At 66.0% G+C, this 17,021-nt stretch carries 12 protein-coding genes and 1 pseudogene; 5 read left to right on the forward strand and 8 right to left on the reverse strand.

Features of this window, described 5'->3' with window-relative positions:
- Window positions 1-5 precede the first annotated feature (5 nt).
- The 3 genes and pseudogenes from ACCQ10_RS03285 to ACCQ10_RS03295 form a co-directional block, all read right to left on the reverse strand.
- Entirely contained in the window at window positions 6-479 is a 474-nt protein-coding gene (locus ACCQ10_RS03285) for a MarR family winged helix-turn-helix transcriptional regulator (RefSeq protein ID WP_372362211.1), read from the reverse strand.
- A 70-nt stretch (window positions 480-549) separates the two neighbouring features.
- Window positions 550-1,052: pseudogene (locus ACCQ10_RS03290) on the reverse strand (alpha/beta hydrolase); the annotation flags it as partial.
- A 60-nt stretch (window positions 1,053-1,112) separates the two neighbouring features.
- On the reverse strand, window positions 1,113-1,733 hold the full coding sequence (locus ACCQ10_RS03295; protein WP_372362212.1) for a YiiX/YebB-like N1pC/P60 family cysteine hydrolase: 621 nt from the start codon (window positions 1,731-1,733) through the stop codon (window positions 1,113-1,115).
- Between the two features lie 210 nt (window positions 1,734-1,943).
- Between ACCQ10_RS03295 and ACCQ10_RS03300 the strand changes: the two genes are divergently transcribed.
- Together ACCQ10_RS03300 and ACCQ10_RS03305 are read left to right on the forward strand one after the other, a co-directional pair.
- Window positions 1,944-2,279 carry a DUF3817 domain-containing protein gene (locus ACCQ10_RS03300; protein ID WP_372362213.1) on the forward strand — a complete coding sequence of 112 codons (336 nt, stop codon included), beginning with the start codon at window positions 1,944-1,946 and terminating at the stop codon, window positions 2,277-2,279.
- A 482-nt stretch (window positions 2,280-2,761) separates the two neighbouring features.
- Entirely contained in the window at window positions 2,762-3,937 is a 1,176-nt protein-coding gene (locus ACCQ10_RS03305) for an HBL/NHE enterotoxin family protein (RefSeq protein ID WP_372362214.1), read from the forward strand.
- Between the two features lie 308 nt (window positions 3,938-4,245).
- Here ACCQ10_RS03305 and ACCQ10_RS03310 read toward each other — a convergent pair whose 3' ends face one another.
- Window positions 4,246-6,570 carry a S9 family peptidase gene (locus ACCQ10_RS03310; protein WP_372362215.1) on the reverse strand — a complete coding sequence of 775 codons (2,325 nt, stop codon included), beginning with the start codon at window positions 6,568-6,570 and terminating at the stop codon, window positions 4,246-4,248.
- A 410-nt stretch (window positions 6,571-6,980) separates the two neighbouring features.
- Window positions 6,981-8,072, reverse strand: a complete 1,092-nt coding sequence (locus ACCQ10_RS03315) for a DUF1615 domain-containing protein (protein WP_372362216.1) — start codon at window positions 8,070-8,072, stop codon at window positions 6,981-6,983.
- Between the two features lie 650 nt (window positions 8,073-8,722).
- On the opposite strand from ACCQ10_RS03315, the gene ACCQ10_RS03320 reads away from it, so the two are divergent.
- Window positions 8,723-10,552 carry a GGDEF domain-containing protein gene (locus tag ACCQ10_RS03320; protein ID WP_228888896.1) on the forward strand — a complete coding sequence of 610 codons (1,830 nt, stop codon included), beginning with the start codon at window positions 8,723-8,725 and terminating at the stop codon, window positions 10,550-10,552.
- Window positions 10,553-10,874: 322 nt separating this feature from the next.
- Here ACCQ10_RS03320 and ACCQ10_RS03325 read toward each other — a convergent pair whose 3' ends face one another.
- Window positions 10,875-11,741, reverse strand: a complete 867-nt coding sequence (locus ACCQ10_RS03325; protein ID WP_372362217.1) for a class I SAM-dependent methyltransferase — start codon at window positions 11,739-11,741, stop codon at window positions 10,875-10,877.
- Between the two features lie 347 nt (window positions 11,742-12,088).
- Here ACCQ10_RS03325 and ACCQ10_RS03330 point away from each other — a divergent pair, with 347 nt between their 5' ends.
- The gene (locus ACCQ10_RS03330) at window positions 12,089-12,964 is read left to right on the forward strand and encodes a DMT family transporter (RefSeq protein WP_039410735.1); all 876 of its coding nucleotides are present in this window, start codon (window positions 12,089-12,091) and stop codon (window positions 12,962-12,964) included.
- Window positions 12,965-13,065: 101 nt separating this feature from the next.
- Here ACCQ10_RS03330 and ACCQ10_RS03335 read toward each other — a convergent pair whose 3' ends face one another.
- Window positions 13,066-13,833: a transporter substrate-binding domain-containing protein gene (locus tag ACCQ10_RS03335; RefSeq protein ID WP_372362218.1), complete on the reverse strand. Its 768-nt coding sequence runs from the start codon at window positions 13,831-13,833 to the stop codon at window positions 13,066-13,068.
- 277 nt (window positions 13,834-14,110) lie between these two features.
- Here ACCQ10_RS03335 and ACCQ10_RS03340 point away from each other — a divergent pair, with 277 nt between their 5' ends.
- Window positions 14,111-14,326 (forward strand): hypothetical protein, encoded by a 216-nt coding sequence (locus ACCQ10_RS03340; protein WP_039410732.1) that lies wholly within the window; start codon window positions 14,111-14,113, stop codon window positions 14,324-14,326.
- A 466-nt stretch (window positions 14,327-14,792) separates the two neighbouring features.
- On the opposite strand, the gene ACCQ10_RS03345 is transcribed toward ACCQ10_RS03340, so the two are convergent.
- Entirely contained in the window at window positions 14,793-16,565 is a 1,773-nt protein-coding gene (locus tag ACCQ10_RS03345; RefSeq protein WP_372362219.1) for an expansin EXLX1 family cellulose-binding protein, read from the reverse strand.
- Window positions 16,566-17,021 lie beyond the last annotated feature (456 nt).

A 17,021-nucleotide genomic window follows, 5' to 3' on the forward strand; every position in this document is an offset into this window, starting at 1 on the left:
TGCGGCTATGGGGCAGGTGCGGTCGCTGCCGCGGAAATACGGGTGGCGAAGGAGCGTTGGTTCAATGCGGCAATGGCCTCTGCAAGCACCGCAGACAAGGGAACGGACAGCTCCGCGTCCAGTTGTGCGGCGGCTGCATTGGTGGCCGCCCATTGCCGTTGCAATGCCGGAATCATCTGCCTGGTCCTGGCGGTGAGCACCACGATGCGCTCGCGCGCATCCGTACCGGGCTTGAGGGCGACCAAGCGTTGCTTGACCATCTGCGCAACGGTCTGGCTGGCGGCGGAATGGGTGATGCCGATCTCTTGCGCAAGCACCTTGATGGAAACGGGCCCCAGCCGCATGAGCACGCGCAACACCGGCGTATAGCGCGGCCGCCACGCCAGCCCCGAGGCTGCATAGACCGCTTCCAGGTCGCCGTCCAGCAACTCGATCAGATGCCGGACCAGGGTACCGAGTGTGGGTGAGGGCGTGCTCATGACACGAATATATAAGCGCTGTTGTAATTGCGCCATGTGCCGGAAGTCGGGGGGGGCAAACCTTGGGTCGTCAGCTCAGCGGGGGGGCGCGCTGCGCGGTTGCGGTGCCCAGCAGCGTCTTCAGCCCATGCGTGGCGCCGCGTGGAGCCGCGCTGAGGTGGTCTTCGTCGTTGAGCACATCGAGGTCGATCCGCAGCGACGGATAGTGGCGGTTGCGTGCCGTCTGCACCATGCGCCGTGCGTCGGGGACCATGTCGTAGTTCTTGTGGTAACGCACCTGTTCGTACTCGCCGACATACAGGTAGGCTGCGCGGGGAGATCGGTGTGGGTGGTGGCGTAGGCAGCTTCACGCTGCGCCATGACATGCGCGCCGTACCAATACGACGGGCTGCCCAGGATGTAGCCGGAAAACATCTGCGGTGTGCTCAGCAGGATCTCGGTTCCGAGCAGGCCGCCATACGAATGACCAAGATACAGGCGCCACTGTTCGTCAGTGCGGTAGTGCTGCGCGATGAAGGGCAACACCTGCTCACGCAGATACGCGATAGACGCCGCGCTCTTGTCGTGCCCGGCGTCTGAGACCAGCGCGCCGCGCCGCTCACCGGCTGCGTCTCGACACCTTGATCGCGCATCTCAGTTCAATTGTCCGACCACGGCGAGCGCTGGTGCGTGCGCCATATCGTTCGGGTTGCTGCCGGGTACGTCCTGCGGAACCTGCATGCCGCGGCTGCGGTAGAAATCCGTCCAGTATGGGGAGATCCTGCCGGTCTGCAGGTTCTTGAAGTTCATCGGTTGCAGCGCAAAGACATGATGTGCCCGGAACGCGCGCTCGATGAAGTCCGAGCAGTAATAGCTGTCTTCGTTCGGCACATAGGTGTCGTTGTAGGGTTTGCCGAGCATACGGCGCGCCTGGGCGACGGCGTCTGCAATGGCAGGGCGATGCTCCGGCGTGAGGCGATACACGATGATCTGCCGATGCTTGGCGGTCGCCTCGTCGATGAACGTGCGCAGTGACTGCTGGCGCGAGCCCTGTTCGTCGGCGTGCAGGACGATCTGCGTGTTCCCTTCGTGCGCGACCAGTGCCACATGGTCGAAGCTGGGCGCGCCCGGTCTTGCGGTTGCATCGTCGATCGCACCACTGAGGCCGGTACGTGCGGCGGTGACGAACAGCAGGTCGCCCTCGTGGACGCGTAGGGCTGATGCCGTGACGGGCAGCAAGGCGAGCAGGAGTGAGAGCAGCAGGGCGAGACGCATGGTGCGGGCCTGAGGACAACAAGACCTGCATTATTGCCTGGACGGGCAACTGGTGCGTTGCTCCAGCCAGATGCACTGCAGGAGTGGGCTCGGACGCTTGGCAGCAGTGCACCGGCACCCGCTGCGGTCACCACCTGTAAACTCGGTGGGCCAGCGGGCGTCGCCGCCGCCATCGCGTCGCGGCAATCCCTGTGTCCACTGGAGTGTTGCATGCGTGCGTCTTCTGCGTTGTCGCCGATTGGCCGGCTGTTTGCGTTGGCTGCATTTTTCGAGGGACTGACCTGGGCCGGCCTGTTGCTCGGCATGTTTCTCAAGTACGGCTTGCAGAGCACCGAGCTGGTGGTTTGGTTGTTCGGTCGCCTGCACGGCGCGGCCTTCCTGTTCTATCTGGCGGTGAGCGTGCTTGCCGCGCTGCGGCTGCGCTGGCCGTGGTGGGCCTGGGTACTGAGCCTGCTGGCCGCAGCGCCGCCGCTGGTGACGGTGCCATTGGAGATGTGGTTCCGGCGTATCGGTCTGTTGGGTGTGCCGACGCGAACTGTCGGCTGAGCGCGTCGGGGCGAACACCGATGCGGCGTGATCGCCATTGCAGTGGAGGTGATCGACCAGCGCATCCGCTGTTTATGGACGCCACTGGCGATCGGCGTGGTAGAGCCTGCACCTGCCGGACGATGTGCCGGCTGAGACAAATCGACGGGTCGGTGCGCATCGGTTCGGGGATGCTGGGGTTCTCGGGCACTCGGTGCTTTCGCAGATAGCACGGCCGCGTTCTCGAGAGCATCGATCATTGGTGCTGTCCCGGTGTGGCAGCAGGCCGGCAGTGGCTGTGTTCAATGGCAAGCGTTGATGGAGCGTCCAACGCGTCCGGGTTCGGGCATCGGTGGTCGCAATCCGGCATGGACCCAAGGCGAACGGATCCATTGGACCACACCCAGGTGACGTAAACAGAACGTCTGGATCCGAGAACCAGCGGTCCGGATCTGGCGGTGACATTCCTCGATTCAGTGGTTGACAGCATCAGGAGACGATCCATGCAAGCGCAGAAGAAGCCGTTTTTTCCCTTTGCTCTGAGTTCGGCCCCGCAGGTGACCAGCATCGCGAGTGCGATCGGTACCTCGCGTGTATTGGCTGCCGTCTCCAACGATCCCTTGCCCATCGATCAGCAACTTGCAAACGCATTCAATGCCAATAATGCGGTCATGGCCTATGTCTTGGGCATCGGCAATACGCAGTTGCCAACGATCTCGCCTTCGCCCACGTGGTACAGCACGTTCCAGACAGCGTTCAGCGATGCACAGATTCACGCCAATGGCTGGTATCCGATTGCGACCAATCTCGTCAGTATCCCCAACTCGATTGCGGGCTATGGCATTTCCTTCAATGTCAGCATGTCCACCATCAATTCCCTGGTGGCGGTGCTGCAGAACGATCCGACCAATGCCGCTGCGATTGCTGCGCTGAAGTCTCAGTTCGGCAGCATGATCTCCCAAATCACGTCCTATACGCAGAGCGCGGTGAATGTCCAGCAGTCCATCACCACATTCAGCAATAACCTGACCTCCGATGCGGCAGTGCTGACGCAGGCAGTCGTTGATTCGACCAAGGAGCAGGAGGTGGATCAGGCCAAGATCGCTGCGTTCAAGGCCGATATCGCGTCGCTGCAGTCGGAAATCAGCCATTGGCAAACCGTTGAGACGGCATCTGCGATTGCCGCAGGTGTCGCCTTCTTTACTGGCGCGGTGATTGCAATTTTCTCATTCGGGATCGGCTTGGCATTCGGGATCGTCGCCGCAGCAGCGCTGATCACCACGATGGTCATCGCATCGAACAAGATTCAGGCGTTGAAGAGCCAGGTAGAGGCCGACAACAGCAATATGAATGCTGTGACCCAGCAGGCGGCCAGCCTGGCGGTGCTGAATGACCAGGTCAATGGATTGATCGCGCTTTCGCAAGCGGCCAGCACGCAGATTGCCCTGGTATTGGAAGTCTGGCAGGAACTTGAGTCCGAGTTGAACACCGTGCTGACGGACTTGACCAACTGCAACGGCAACGTCACCAATTTGAACTTGCCACAGCTTCAGTCGAACCTGAATTCCGCCAACCAGGATTGGCAGACCTTGGTGGGACTGTGCAATACGATTGCCTCGATCAAATACAACCAGGCAACCCCCGCCACAGCGACGATTCCCAACGCCGCCACTGCCTGACGATTTGCATTTTGTGGATGGATGAGGTGGCTGCGGTGCCGAGTCACGTCCATCGGGTCGCCATGGATGGGTGAGCACGTGACCGGGCTGGCGGATGCGGGTGGGCGACCACATTCTTCCGCCAGCCCGGCAGCTGAAACGCGTCGGCTGTGAGCGATACGCCGGCTGCCGTTGCAGCGTAATCGGTACCTGCAGGTATCGGCAGTGTGTACCGCTGAGCGCTAGCGCCATAGCGCGCTGGGCGTGTGGCCATTGGTGGTCTGCACGACGCTGCATTGGCGTCCGACTGAGCTGTGCGTGAGCACCGCTCAGTCCTTCGGCATCGGCTTCATCTGGTACTGCGCCGGTGGTGTGGCGCCGAGCAGGTACTGCACGAAGTAGTCCCAGCGGCGGCGGGCGACGTACGGGGTGAGGTCGGCATAGCCGTGCTTGGCGTTGGGCAGCATCAGCATGTCGAAGTCCTTGTTGGCCTTGATCAAGGCATCGGCCACCAGCAGGGTGAGGTAGGGCGGCACGTTGTCGTCCAGGGTGCCGTGTACCAGCATCAGCCGGCCCTTGAGTTTGCCGGCGTGGTTGGCGTTGGCCTGGTCGTCGTAGTTGGATGTGCCGTCGGCGTTGACGATGTGCTCGCCGTGATACTTCTCGGCCCAGTCGTCTTCGTAGCCGCGGTTGTCGTGGTTGCCGCTTTCCGACCAGGCCACCTTGAAGAAGTCCGGATAGCGCAGCATCGCCGCGGTGGACGCATTGCCGCCGCCGGAATGGCCCCAGATGCCGACGCGGTCCAGATCGATCCACGGGTAACGCTTGCCCAGTTCCTTCAAGCCGGCGACCTGGTCGGGCAAGGTGTTGTCGCCCATGTTGGCGTACCAGGTGTCGTGGAAGGTCTTGGAGCGCCACGGCGTGCCCATGCCGTCGATGGCGACCACGATGAAGCCGAGTTCGGCCAGCGATTGATTGTCGCCATGGCCGGCCAGGAAGCTGCGGCCGCGCACCGAGCCGGTCTGCGGGCCGGGGTAGACGTAATCGATCACCGGGTATTTGCGCGTCGGGTCGAAGTTGCTGGGCTTGAACATCAGCCCGTACAGCGTGGTCTTGCCGTCGCGTGCCTTGACCGTGATCGGTTCCGGCGGCACCCAGCCGGCGGCATTGAGGCGGGTGATGTCGGCAGTGGCCATGGTGCTGACGGTGCGGCCGTCGCCGGCATCGCGCAGCAGCGTGACCGGCGGGGTGACCGAGGTGGAATAGGTGTCGACAAACCGTGCGCCATCCGGTGACAGCGCAATGCTGTGATCGGCTGCTTCGGGGGTGAGCAGTACCGGCTGCCCACCGTCCAGGCTCACTTTCCACAGCTGCTGGTAGTAGGGGTCCACGCCCGGGCTGCGGCCGACGCCGACAAACCATGCAGTGCGGCTCACCGGGTCCACGCGCAACAGCTCGGTGACGTTGCCTTCGCCGCTGGTGATGGCGCGCTTGGGTTTGCCGGTGGCCAGATCGTAGAGATACAACTGGCCCCAATCGCTGCGCTCGGAAAACCATATCGCTTCGTTGCTGGCTGGCAGATAGGCCCAGTTGGCGGCGACCTGGCCGCTTTCGTAATAGGTCTTGGCGGTTTCCTCAAACGCGGTGCGCACGGCGCCGGTGCCGGCATCGGCGATACGTAGCCAGGTCTGCTTGTGGAAGCGCGAGGTGGAGGCGAACGCCAGCGTCTTGCTGTCCGGCGCCCACTTCACGTCGTCCCACAGGCCCGGCGAGCAACTGACGTCGTCGCACAAGGTGGAGCGGTGCTGATCCGGCGGCAGCTTCAGACGCAGCACGCTGCGCGCGGGCACGTCGATGATGACGCGCTCGATCATGGTCACGTCCTTGTCGCCGGCCAGCGGGTATTTCCAGGATTGCAGTTCCGGATGCCCGAGCTTGGTGCTGACCAGGTACATGTCGCCGGTCTTGCGCTGATCCTGCTGGAAGGTGGCGATCTTTCGCGAATCCGGCGACCACGCCACGATGGCGTTGTCGCTGTGCTGCCAGCCGGCGTTGTCGGTGGCGTAGCCGAAATTTTCCACGCCGTCGCGGGTGAGCTGGGTTTCCTGGCCGCTGGCCAGATCGCGCACCCACAGGTTCCAGTTGCGGATGAAGGCTTCGCTGCGTTTATCCGGCGACAGCACACCCGGTTCGGGGTTGTCCTTTGTGTAGAGCTTGCTGCAGCGCGCCCGCGCATCGCAGACCACGGCGGTATCGCGCACACTGAGGCGGTAACGACCATCGGCGGTGCGCTTGACCACCGGTGCGAAGGTGTCGGCCTTGAGCGGTTTGTCGCCGGTCTTGAGCAGCGTGTTGAGCGCAGCGACCAGCGTGGCCTGTTTGAACAGCGGCGCGGTCTTGCCGGTGGCGGTATCCAGCTGCAGCACGCGGTTGCCCTTGGCATCGTGATCGACATAGGCCACATGCGTGGCATCGAGCCAGGTGACGCGCGTGGGGGCATGGTCGAGCAGTGGTTGTGCGAGATGGTTGATCAGGCGTTCGGCACGCGCGTAGTCGGCCTCGGTGACGCTGGGCGCTTGCGCGCTGGCGATGGCCGGTGACACAGCCAGCGCGAGGGGGGCGAGCAGGTGCCGCATCGGCAACGGGGTGGGCATGTAGGACTCTCCGGGACAAGGGCGCGCACGACCACGGTCAGCGCGACCGACCGATGCTATCGGCCGGGGGCGGGGCATGCCTCTGCCAGAAGTCGTGCCGGTGCACAGGCCAGTGCGCTATGCATGCCGGCCAGGGCGGCCTGGCAGGCGAGACATCGGCAGCGCCGGTCGCCGTGCGGGTGCCTGCCGGGACGGCGGCGCTGCGCCGCAGTGCACGCAGCGATGGTGGCGATGCGACGCGCCTGTGCGGCTTGCCAGCGTGTGCGCCGCGTGCACCGCGCTGGGTGGGGCGCCCGGTGCTTCGCATGGTGGGCGCCGTTGCAATCACGCGATGGCGCAGCCTGCCGCAGGCAAGGCGCAGGCAATGAGCGCTGCTGCCGCGCTTGCCGGCCAGCACTTCACCAAGCGGCTCACTTGCCCATGCAGCGCTTCCAGCGTTCGTTCACCCGCTGGGCGAACCACGCCGTGGTGAGTGTGCGGGTGATCTTGGGGCTGTCCAGGGTGATGCCGGGCAGCACCGCATGCGGCAAGGGCGCGCCGGCAGTGCGGTCGGCAAGGGCGAACACCTCGCGGTACAGCGAGGTGTCTTCGAACTCCAGCGTGTTGCCAGCCTCCAGGGCGCGACGGATCTGGCGGTCGTTCATTGCCAGCTGGCTGGCGAGTGCGCGTGTGGCACGTTCGGTGCCGCCAGGCGCATCCAGGCTGGCGCCGGGTGTGAGCAGGTCGCCATCCAGTGCCAGCGAGATGCCGCTGGCCTTGCTCAGCGCCGCCTGGAAGGCGGCATTGCGGCTGGCGTACCACCCGGCGTTGAAATCGGCGAAACGGTACAACAGCTTGTCGTAGGTGGCCGGGTACCCAAGCAAATGCTGGGTGCCGAACCACAGCCCGCCACGGCGGCTGAAGACCTCGTGGCGGATCGAGTCGCCGGGCGGGTAGGGGTAGCGCTGCGCGTGTTGTTCGGCGAAGGCGATGCTCACCTGCATCGGCCCGGCGGTGTGCACGGGGTTGAGACCGTCGAACAGGCGCGCGCCCAGCGGCACGCTGCCGGTGAAGTCTTCGAAGATGCGGCTCAGCTCCTGCTCGGTGCGGGCGGCGGCGATACGGGTGGCGTAGCTGCGGCCGTCCGGCGAGGTGATGCGCAGCGCCGCATCGACCATGAAGGCGGGAATGTGGTGCGCGCCGGCGCGGCGATCGATTTCCGCGCGCGAGATCTTGCCCAGGTTGGGCACGGTGGGATTGGCCTGATAGGTGGACTCCTGCTCGGTGACCGCCAGCACCGCGCAGATGTGCTCGGCGCTGGTGTCCAGCGCCTGCGACGACAGCGCCACGTAGACATCGTTGGCCCAGCCGGCACGGTCGGGCAGGTTGGCCGGCAGGCGCCGTGCGATGTCGGCCTTGACCGCCTCCGGCGAGCGTTGCGGTGCGCGCGGCGCCTGGGTGGCGCAGGCCGACAGCAGGGCGATGGCCAGCAGCGTGAGCAGGCGGGGCAGGGGGCAGGTCACGGTGTCTCCAGGATCGATGGCGGCAGTCGCCGTGGCGCAGTTTACGTGGCCTGGGTGTGGCGGTTTTCATGGCGCGCGAGGTGGCGCGTGGCGGCCGGCGGCATCGCCGATGTCGATCGTGTCAGCTGGCCGGCAGGACGCACCGCGTGAGCGTAAGGCCTGCCGCACCGCACGGCAGCCAACGACAACGGCGATACACCCCTTCGGCTGCGTGCGGACGAGCCGGTGAGTGACCTCGATCTGCGCAGTGAACCTCGGGCACCGTGTGCAGCAGGCCACCCGGTGTGCCATGGCCGTCATGTGCACGCGGGCCGCGCCCAACCGATTCATGCAGCCCGATTCAAGACGTGCGCAACGCGGCCGATAACGGGCTCGACCCCGCTGCGCGCTCACGTGACCTGCCGTGTCTGCCAGTCATCATTGCAGCCGCAAGACATCGAGCGCGCCGTGCAGGCGGCTCACCGGATTCCACCGCTGTCAGACCAAGGGAGTGCCCGAGATGCCGCCGCAAACAGCCAGCCCGGGCCGGGCCACGGGTCTTGCCACGTGTAGTGCCATGGGCGCGCTGCGCATGCGGTCTGGTCCGCAGCGACCGTGAGCACCGGTTGAGCAGGACCGCGACCGCCTGGCGAGGTGTGCTCACTGCGTGCATGGTGCTGTTGTTCAGTGCACCGGGCTGGGCGCAGCCGCAGCCGTGGAAGACCATCGAATCGGCCACGCTCGACGACCCGATGCAGGCCCTGCAGATCGCCCGGCAGGCGCTGCAGCGGGCGCGCGCCGATGGCGACAGCGATGCGCAGTTCTGGGCGCAGCTGGCGCAGGCCCGGGTGCTGATCTCCCTGGAAGACACCGACGCGCGACAGGCGGCGCTGGCGCAGGCGCGTGGCCTGCTGGACCAACTGCACGGCAACGCCGCGCAGGCGCGGCTGTGGCTGGAGATCGTGCAGGCGCTCAGCGACGTACGCGAAAATCCCAATCGCGGCATGGTGGCGCGGTTGAATGCATTGCGGCAGCAGGCGCGCGCGCTGGGGCGCAGCGATCTGGTGTGCGAAGTCGAAGCCGTGGACATGTGGAGCATGCTGGCTTCCGGCAGCAGCGACGAGGCCTGGAGCGCCGCGCAGACCAGCTACCAGTGCGCCGTGCGCGAACATCAGCTGGGTCTGGAAATGGACGGGCTGACCCAGCTCGGGTCGTTGGCCAGCCGCGTGGCCGGCCGGGTTGCCGACGACACCGACGCGCAGGATTACCTGCAGCGTGCCCTGGCGCGCCTGCAGGGCCAGCCGGCGCGCTTCCAGCGCAGCCTGATCGAATACGAATACGGTACCTCGCTGGCGCAGCAGCAGCCGGCAGCGGCGTTGCTGCATTTCCGGCGCGCGCTGGCGCTCAGCCGCGAGCTGGGCGATCAGGCCGGCGTGGCGGCGGCGCTGACCAGCGCCAGCGAGGCATTGATCGACACCGGCGATGCCGCGGCGGCGCTGAGCATGGCGCGCGAGGCGCTGCCCGTGATGCAGTCCCAGGGCAATGTCGGCCGGGTCGCCGCGTGCCACACGGTGCTGCTGCGGGCATTGATCGCGCTGAAGTCCGCCAGCCTGGGCAGCGCAATCATCGCGGCCAGGGACGCGGACGACCCGAACCTGACCCTGAGCCGGCGTGCAGAGCTGGTCGAGGCCATCGCCCAGGCACTGGCGGCCGAAGGCCGGCATGCCGAGGCATACCAGGAGCTGCAGCGTGCCAACGCACTGCGCGCGCAGAGCCTGGAGCGCCAGCGCGACACGGTGATGCTGCGCCTGCAGGCGCGTTACGAAGATGCGCGCCGCGAGGCGGAAAACGCCGAGTTGCGCCGCCGCAGCGAAACCGCGCAGCTGGCATTGCAGGCGCGCGAAGCCGGCCAGCGCGCGCTGTGGATCGCGTTGTGCGCGGCCTGCCTGCTATTGCTTGGGGCGCTGGTGGTGCTGGCCTTCGGGGCGCGGCATCGCCGGCAGCTGTCGCGCCTGGCCATGCGCGACGAACTCACCGGCCTGCCCAATCGCCGCGCCATCCGCGCCGAAGCGCAACAGCAGATCGAGCAGGCGTTGCGTGCGCACACCCCGTGCATGCTGGCCTTGATCGACCTGGACCACTTCAAGCTGATCAACGATGTGCACGGGCACGCCATCGGCGATGCGGTGCTCAAGGCGCTGGCCAGCGCGTCGACCCTGGCACTGCGTGCGCAGGACCGCCTGGGCAGGCTGGGTGGCGAAGAATTCCTGCTGGTGCTGCCGGGCTGCAGGCCGGATGAAATTCCGGCCGTGTTTGCGCGCTTGCGCAATGCGGTGGCCGCGATCGAGATCCCCGGCCTGCCGGCAGAGCAGCCGGTGCGCTTCTGCATGGGGGCGGTTAGCGTGGCCCCGGCCACCGGGCTGGATGTGCTGCTCGGTCAGGCCGATCTGGCGCTGTATGCCGCCAAGACGGCCGGGCGCGATCAATGGGCGGTGTGCTGAACCTCTGAGGCAGGCCGGCCGTTGCACCACGCGCGCGGCGGCCTTGCGTCACGGGTCGAGGCCGATGCCTGCCCTGCGGGCCGCTGCGGTCAGCGCTGGATCTGGACGCTCACGTACACCGCACGGCCATGAGCAGGCTCGCCGCTTGGGCAGGCGTCGCAGCGGCTCGCCGCCGCGGCAGCGTGCCACCGTGCAGGGCTGGAGCGTGCGTGCAGCGGCGGCACTCGCCTGTTGCGACGGCGATGGCTGCTGCAGGCGGTCCTGACGGCCGCCATGTCAGCGTGGTGCGCGCAGATTGCGCACGCTATGGGTGATGGTGCGGCTAGCGCCGGGCCGGCAACGTCGCGAGTACGCCATCCAGCGCCAACTGCGCACTGAACCCGGCCTTGGTCAGGCGCTTGCTCACTTCATTGGGCACATCGCGCCCGCTGGTGAGCTTGTTGGGCGCGCCGGTGTAGTGGAACAGCCGCCCGCCACGGCGCAGCACGCGCGCCAGCTGGTCGTAGAACACCTGCGAATACAGCTCGCCGGCAATGCCGAAGCGCGGCGGGTCGTGCAGGATGGCATCGACCGAATCGTCCGCCAGCGTGGCGATCTGCTGCGCGACATCGGCATGCACCAGCTGCAGCCGCCCGCCGGCAGCGGCAGCCTCCGGGTCCGGCGACCATGGGTTGAGCGTGCGCAGCCACAGCACGTCGGCGTTCTTTTCGAACGAGCGCACCTGCGCTACACCGTCTTCCAGCGCGCAGGCTGCGAAGTAGCCCAGGCCGCCACAGGTGTCCAGCACGCTCTTGCCGCGCGGGTTCACCAGCGCCACCTTGCGGCACGCATCCTCGAACGGCGACAGCTGCGCCGACGGCAGCATCTTGATGCCGTCGATCTCGAAGGTGGGCGCGCCCCATTGGGTAGGCACCAGCTTGATCAGTGCGCTGTCGAAGCGCGAGATCGGCGCGAAATCGTCGCCGTCCCAGAAGTACAGCGTGCGGTCCTTGAGCTTGCCCGGATACGGGTAGCCCCGGCCGCGCCATTGCCAGGTCTGCGCATCCAGCTGCGCGGTCCCGGTGCTGCGGCCCAGATCCAGCGACCCCGTCCACGCGACGCGGCCGGCGCCACGCGCGGCCAGCAAGGCCTGGGCATCGGAAAGGGCGAGCAAGGGTCCGGAATAGTGGGGCACGGCTGGCAGGGACATGGAGGGCGGGCGCTGCGCGAGGCGGCGCGCAGAGGGCTGGCATCGTAACCGACCTGGTGCTTCCGGGCATGGCCCGGCAGGTTGGCGAGGAGGGCCAACGTGAGAGAGACCACCGCCTGCATCCTGCGGGATCGCTGCGGTGCTGGCATGTGCCGGCCCGGGAGTGCACCGCTGCCGCGCAGTGCGCTGCACGGCTGCTGCCAATGCGTGCCCGGCCGCACCCGGCCGAACGCAGCGAGCACTGCGTGGTGCTTGCGCGCGGTTCCGCTGACACATCCCGCACCGCATACTGCGGGCCGTCCGTATCGATACCCGCATCGATCGGCGTCAACCGTGGAGTATCGGCAATGCTGAAGGGTGTGTTGTTGGGGTTCGCCTGTTACGCGGCCTATTCGATCAGCGATGCGTTCGTGAAGCTGCTCGAAGGCACCTTGCCGGTCTACGAGGTGTTGTTTCTCGGTGCCCTGCTGATGCTGCTGGCAGTGCCTTTCCTGAAGAAGCCCGACGACCAGCTGCGCGAGCTGGTGATGGCAAAACAGCCTGCACTGTGGCTGCTACGCGCCTTCACCGGGGCCATCGGCAACCTCACTTCGGTGATCGCCTTCACCACCTTGCCGATGGCCGAAGCCTTTGCGTTGATCTTCCTGATGCCGATCTTCGTCACCGTGCTGTCGGTGATCTTCCTCAAGGAACAGGTGCATTGGCGGCGGTGGTCGGCGGTGATCGTCGGCTTCATCGGCGTGCTGATCGTGCTGCGGCCGGGCTTTCGCCATCTCACCCATGGGCATGTGGCAGCGATCGTGTGCGGCCTGGTCGGCGCCATCTCGGTGATCACCTTGCGCATGGCCGGACATAGCGAAAAGCGCCTGACCTTGTATGGCGCCGGCGTGATCGGCCCATTGGTGATGGGCGGGATCATGATGTTGCCGAGCTTTGTGTGGCCCACGTTGTACCAGTGGGGGCTGCTGGCCGGTTACGGCCTGCTGGCCGGGCTGGCCGCCATCTGCATGATGTACGCCACGCGGCTGGCACCGGTCAGCGTGGTTGCGCCTACGCAATACAGCCAGATGCTATGGGCGATTGCCTTCGGCTACCTGCTGTTTCACGATCATCTGGACTGGCCGATGGGCGTGGGTATCGCGCTGATCCTGGGCGCCGGCCTGTTCACCCTGGTGCGCGAGGAACAGGTGTCCAGGTGGTGGCGGCGGACCAAGATCGTTTGAGGGCGGGGATTGGAGATTGGGGATTCGGGATTCGTAAGAGCACCGCCAAAGGCGTCGGATCCAACTGCTGTTCCGATTCCCTATTCCCTATTCCCTATTCCCTATTCCCGCCAGGCGGCAACGATGCGCCCATACTCGCCGCTGGCCTTGCTCAGATGCAGCCACTGATCGACATAGGCCTTCCAGGTTTGGTCGTCGCGCGGTAGCAGGAAGGCCTTTTCGCTGTATTGCAGCGGCTGTTTGGGGGCGATGGCGCACAGGCCCGGCAGCCTGGCCTGCTGGTACAGCGCTTCGGAGGCATCGGTGATCATCACGTCGGCGCGCTGATGCAGCAGCTCGTGGAAGATGGCGGTGTTGTCGGCAAACAGGCGCAGTTGCGCGCGTGGCAGGTCGCGCCGCGCAAAGGCTTCATTGGTGCCACCGGGCGGCTCGATCACGCGGACCTCGGGGCGATTGAGTTGCTCGATGGTGCGGTATCGCTTGCGGTCTGCGCACCGCACGAGCGGGATCTTGCCATCCACGTCCAGCACCGCGCTGAAGCTTGCCTGGCGCTGCCGTTGCAAGGTCACCGAAATCCCGCCCACCGCGATATCGCAGCGATCGGCCAGCAGGTCGGGCAGGAGCGTCGGCCAGCTGGTCTGCACGAATTGCACGCGCACCTGCAGGCTGTCGCCTAGCGACTGCACCAGCGCAATATCGCTGCCCTCGAAGCGGCCATCGGCGCGCAGCAGCGAGTACGGCCGATAGTCGCCGGTGGTGCAGACGCGCAGCACACCGGCCTGCAGTACCGCATCCAGGCGGGACGTGGGCGTGGCCGCCTGCGTGCTGCCGATGGTCATCAGCACGGCGAGAAGGACGCAGTAGCGCATGGCGTTGCCTCGGAGGTGAGTGCGCATGATAGCGGTGGCACGACCGGTGAGGCTGGCGTGCTGCGGAGCTCTGTCGCCGGGCCACTGTGCAGCGGTGACCTGCAGCACCGGCAGTCATCGTCGTTGAAGGGAAATACGCTGCGGCGTGCGCGCTGCAGGAACACTGCGCTGGGCGGGACGCGTCAACAAGGCGTCACGAACGCCACCAGCCGGCTCACAGCCCGGTAGCACCGTGCGGCCTAGCGTTGTCGCTACCGTCAACCGCAAGGAGTCAGACATGCATCTCAATCCACGCACCGCGCGGCCTATGACCTCGTTCGCGGCAGGTCTGTCGGTCCACGGCACACCGGATCCGGATACCAATGAGGAGCAGACTCCTCTGGAAGAGCAGCCGCCGCAGAAAGGCGGCCTGCGCGATGAAGTTGGTGACCTTGAACAGGATGACGACCAGGCGCTGCCGGGACGTGTGGGGGGTGGGTTGGCTGGTGGTTGATGGATTGGTGAGTGCTTGAGTAGTGCGCACGGTGTGGATGTATGGCGTGCGTTGAGTGTGCGGTTTTAGCTCTACTGCATTGCATTGCATTGCATTGCTTTGGAGCGCGCATGCTTTGAATGAATGCGATGGGATGTACCAGCGTGATTGAGGCTGCGTAATGTGCGTGACCGGTGTGGCCGCCGTACCCTCACCCCAACCCCTCTCCCGGTGGGAGAAGGGCTTTTGCATTGCGGTCTGCACCGTGTTGGCGATGGTTGGCCGGAGTGCCATTCGCTAGATGCGCCGAGGCTGGATTGCGCTAGCTAACGCTGGCGTGCACTCACTGCATCAGTTGGCTTGCACTCTCTGCGTCGCGTCCACCTGCGTCACGCACGGCCATGCAGAAGTTGCTTGACCACGTGGATCACCGCTGTGCCGATGCTTCTGCACGAACAACGAGACACATCGATCGGTACGCAAGTTGCTACGGAAACTGCACCTGGCCCGGCTGGAAATACGCCGGATGGCTGCCGTCTTCATAGAGCGCGGGAATGGTATCGAGGATGGCCTTACCGCGGATGTCGGTGATGCGGATGGAGAGGGGTTGATTGCCGAGCTGTTCGCCGAGGAAATGGTTGTAGTCCGTCTTCTGCAGGCTCTTCCATGTGCTGCCTTGTTTGACCTCGAACTTGACCACGGGATAGGCGTGGTTGCGCACCTGGATCGCGGCCCACCAGCGTGAGCTGCCTTCCTTGATGCGGTACTGCACGTTGCCGCTCACCGGTGCGCGCACCACCTTCCAGCTGATCGGGATGCGCCCGTCCACCATGTTGCCGATCGCAGCAAACGCGTTGTGCGACAGATCCAGCCCGCCGGAGGCGCCTTCCGGATAGAGATCGGTCACATAGACGGTGGTCTTGCCCTTGGGGCCGGTCACTTCCAGGTAGGCGCCGGCCAGCGCAGCCTTGACGCCGCCGAAGTTCAGCTGCGTCGGGTTGAGCGCGGTGATGAAGGCGGTGCCCGGGATCGGGTCCAGCAGCAGCGCGCCGCCGGAGTAGCCGGAGCCGGTGTACGTGGCCGTGCCGGTGAAGGTGCCGTTCCAGGCGGTTGCCTTGCTGGCATCTTTCGTGCCGGCAGCCTTTGCCGAGGCAACCGACCCCGCTGCAGGGTCGATGCCCCACGCACGATGCAGCACCTGCAGTTTGTCCGCACGCGGGCTGCCGTCCGGCCCGAGCAGGCCACCGTTGTTGGCATTGCCCACCTCCCAGCGACCGAGAAATGCGCTGCGCATGCCACTGCCGGAGAGATAGCTGCTCAGGGCGGTCTGCCATGCGGCATCGCGCGGATCGCCATCGCCCAGGCCGCCGCCGATGCTGACCGGGATCACCGCATGGTCCACTGCAAACGTGCCGAAATCGCGTTGCCAGGTGGCGGGCAGCAGCTGCGCAAAGTTGGGTGCCGCAAACGCCTCGGCCGCATCACGATCGGGCCCGGCCAGCTTCGGCATCAGTACCAGCTGCCGCGCCGGAATACGCAAGGGCACGCAGGCCAGCGGTTGCAGATTGCTGCCTGCGGCCTTGCGTGCGGTGTCGCTGCACACGGCGTTGCTGCCGACGCCTTCCACACCCACCATCCAGCGCGGCGCCTGCGCAAGCACCGCTGTGGCGGCGCGCGAGGCTACGCGGTTCCAGTCCGACGCTGCGGCGCTTCCCGCCCAGGTCGCGTTGCGATAACCGCTGCTGCCAAGGTCCACGCCCATCACGCCGGCGTGGTTGCCGTAGCGGCGTGCGAGGGTGACCAGATCGCGTGTCCACGCCTGTGGATGGCTGCCCAGTTGCGGCGCCTCCTCGTCGCAGCCGCCATCGGCAAAGGCAAACAGCACCTGCATCCCGCGTTCGCTGCTGGCACGCACCACTGCATCGAGCAGTTGCAGAGAATTGAGCGCGTGCAATGCCGGGTCGCCGGCCACTGCCGCAGCGGGCACCGGCCTGCCGTGCAGCGCCGCGGCGCAAACGGGCAGGCGCACGGCGTTGATGTCCGACGCCTGCATCTGGTCCAGCAGCTGCGCCAGTGTGCGGCTGTGCAAGCCGGTCGCCACCAGCGTGCTGCGATCGAATCCCGGCCAGGTCACGCCGCGGAGCTGCAACACCCGCCCCTGCACATCGACAAGCTGCCCGCGCGAGTCGACCTGCATGGCCAGCGATGTGACCGGGGCGAGCAGCGCGAGGGCGAGCAATAGGTGGGTGCGTGATTGCATGTAAGTCTCCTGGGTGGTGGCTGCGCAGGAAACCAGCGATTGCCCGGCGCGGTCCGTGCGCCCAGTCAAGGAAGCGTGCGCGAGGGCGCGGGCATACACAGCGAACTGTCGCACTGGAACGGGGATCGCTGTTTGTGCGAGATGCCGCACCATCATCGTCGTGACGGGCACGGTGGGCGCCGCCTGGGAGTGCTGCCGAAGTGTCGGTCGCCGCGCAGGCCAATCACAGGGATCTGTGGACGGGGGACCGACGCGGCGATGCGCTGGTCGGGATCGCTTCGACGTGTGACGCTGGCGTCGCCCGGGTGGATGCTGGCCTTGGCACCAGCTACCCGAAAACGCTGGACGTCGAGCGGCATTGATCGGTTGAGCCGCTGCATGCAGTCCATGCCGGCATGCGAGCGGGTCGCGCTGCGCACCATCATGGGGCGTGCCGCTAATTGTGAGTGGGCCGGT

The organism is Xanthomonas sp. NCPPB 1325 (genome assembly GCF_041477645.2).
Lineage (GTDB): Bacteria > Pseudomonadota > Gammaproteobacteria > Xanthomonadales > Xanthomonadaceae > Xanthomonas > Xanthomonas cannabis.

What these genes read in the sequence shown, in the direction of transcription:
- ACCQ10_RS03305 (WP_372362214.1), top strand. Translation starts at nt 2,762, where the DNA reads ATGCAAGCGCAGAAGAAGCCGTTTTTTCCCTTTGCTCTGAGTTCGGCC.
- ACCQ10_RS03330 (WP_039410735.1), top strand. Translation starts at nt 12,089, where the DNA reads ATGCTGAAGGGTGTGTTGTTGGGGTTCGCCTGTTACGCGGCCTATTCG.
- ACCQ10_RS03335 (WP_372362218.1), bottom strand. Translation starts at nt 13,833, where the DNA reads ATGCGCTACTGCGTCCTTCTCGCCGTGCTGATGACCATCGGCAGCACG.
- ACCQ10_RS03325 (WP_372362217.1), bottom strand. Translation starts at nt 11,741, where the DNA reads ATGTCCCTGCCAGCCGTGCCCCACTATTCCGGACCCTTGCTCGCCCTT.
- ACCQ10_RS03320 (WP_228888896.1), top strand. Translation starts at nt 8,723, where the DNA reads ATGGTGCTGTTGTTCAGTGCACCGGGCTGGGCGCAGCCGCAGCCGTGG.
- ACCQ10_RS03310 (WP_372362215.1), bottom strand. Translation starts at nt 6,570, where the DNA reads ATGCCCACCCCGTTGCCGATGCGGCACCTGCTCGCCCCCCTCGCGCTG.
- ACCQ10_RS03340 (WP_039410732.1), top strand. Translation starts at nt 14,111, where the DNA reads ATGCATCTCAATCCACGCACCGCGCGGCCTATGACCTCGTTCGCGGCA.
- ACCQ10_RS03295 (WP_372362212.1), bottom strand. Translation starts at nt 1,733, where the DNA reads ATGCGTCTCGCCCTGCTGCTCTCACTCCTGCTCGCCTTGCTGCCCGTC.
- ACCQ10_RS03285 (WP_372362211.1), bottom strand. Translation starts at nt 479, where the DNA reads ATGAGCACGCCCTCACCCACACTCGGTACCCTGGTCCGGCATCTGATC.
- ACCQ10_RS03300 (WP_372362213.1), top strand. Translation starts at nt 1,944, where the DNA reads ATGCGTGCGTCTTCTGCGTTGTCGCCGATTGGCCGGCTGTTTGCGTTG.
- ACCQ10_RS03345 (WP_372362219.1), bottom strand. Translation starts at nt 16,565, where the DNA reads ATGCAATCACGCACCCACCTATTGCTCGCCCTCGCGCTGCTCGCCCCG.